This is a genomic window from Streptomyces sp. NPDC002784 (assembly GCF_053592135.1).
The window spans coordinates 1-1,429 of the sequence record NZ_JBSFVD010000176.1 but is presented as its reverse complement, the minus strand read 5'-3'; the positions used below and the strand labels follow the sequence as shown (position 1 = coordinate 1,429).

Genomic DNA, 1,429 nt, shown 5'->3' with positions numbered 1-1,429 from the left:
GGTTACGTCCAGGGAAGTGGTGTACGGGTTCGACCTGATCCGGGGGTTTGCTCCGGCGTTGGGATGGGGCCCGCATAGATGAACGGCCACCGGCTGATCTTCGAAGTGTCGAAGCCTCGAAGGAGATCAGCACGATGACCGCACCGGACAGTCTGCCCCTGCACGCCCTCGCTGAGGACAACCTCGCCGCGGCGAGTCCCGATCTGCTGCGCGCGATGGTCAAGACCTTCGCCGACGCGCTCATGTCCGCAGAGGCCGACGCACTCTGTAACGCCGAATACGGGCAGGTCAGCGACGAACGCGTCAACCACCGCAACGGCTACCGCCCCCGCGAGTGGGACACCCGCGCCGGCACCGTCGAACTGGCCGTCCCCAAACTGCGGCAGGGCAGCTACTTCCCGCACTGGCTCCTTGAACGACGCCGCCGGGCCGAGCAGGCCCTCATCTCGGTGGTCGCCACCGCCTACCTGCTCGGTGTGTCCACCCGCCGAGTCGAGAAGCTCGCCGAGTCCCTCGGCGTCACCCAGCTGTCGAAGTCCCAGGTCAGCGCGATGGCCAAGCACCTCGACGAGCAGGTCGCCGCCTTCCGTAACCGGCCGCTGGACGCCGGGCCGTATGCGTTTGTCTGGGTAGACGCGCTGACCCAGAAGGTCCGCGAGGGCGGCCGGATCATCAACGTTCACGCGCTGATCGCGGTCGGAGTCAACGCGGACGGGCACCGCGAGATCCTCGGCATCGACGTCGCCACCGCCGAGGACGGCGCCGGCTGGCTCGCCTTCCTGCGCTCCCTGACCGCCCGTGGCCTGTCCGGCGTCCAGCTGGTCGTCTCCGACGCCCACACCGGCCTGGTGAACGCGATCGGCGCGGTCCTTCCCGGCGCCTCCTGGCAGCGATGCCGCACGCATTACGCCCGGAATTTGCTGAGCCAGGTGCCGAAGTCCGCCCAGCCGTGGGTGGCCACGCTGCTGCGGACGGTCTTCGAACAGCCCGATGCCGACGCCGTCCAGGCCCAGATGCGACATGTGCTGGACGCGCTGGAGGCCAAGTTCCCCAAGGCGGCAGCCCACTTGGACTCCGCCCAGCACGAACTGCTGGCGTTCACCGCATTCCCACGCGAGATCTGGCGGCAGATCTGGTCGAACAACCCGCAGGAGCGACTGAACAAGGAGATCCGCCGCCGCACCGACGTGGTCGGCATCTTCCCCGACCGCACCGCCCTCATCCGACTCGTCGGCGCGGTGCTGGCCGAGCAGAACGACGAGTGGACCGAAGCCCGCCGCTACATGGGACTCGACCTGCTCGCCAAGGCCCGCCTCCACCCGATCGAGTCAGAAACCGACGACACCGTCCTCCCGACCGAACTCACCGCATAACCTAAAAAACGAGATCACCGAGTGGCCGTCAATACACCACTCCAGCGGACGTGACC

Annotated in this window: 1 protein-coding gene; it reads left to right on the top strand. The window is 67.7% G+C overall.

Annotated elements, in window-relative coordinates:
• The first annotated feature begins 134 nt into the window (after window positions 1–134).
• Complete coding sequence (locus tag ACWD1Z_RS37610; protein WP_451125430.1) at window positions 135–1,373, top strand: IS256 family transposase; 1,239 nt, start codon at window positions 135–137, stop codon at window positions 1,371–1,373.
• The last annotated feature ends 56 nt before the right edge of the window (window positions 1,374–1,429 follow it).

Coding starts and splice junctions, on each gene's coding strand:
- ACWD1Z_RS37610 (WP_451125430.1), top strand. CDS start 135: ATGACCGCACCGGACAGTCTGCCCCTGCACGCCCTCGCTGAGGACAAC.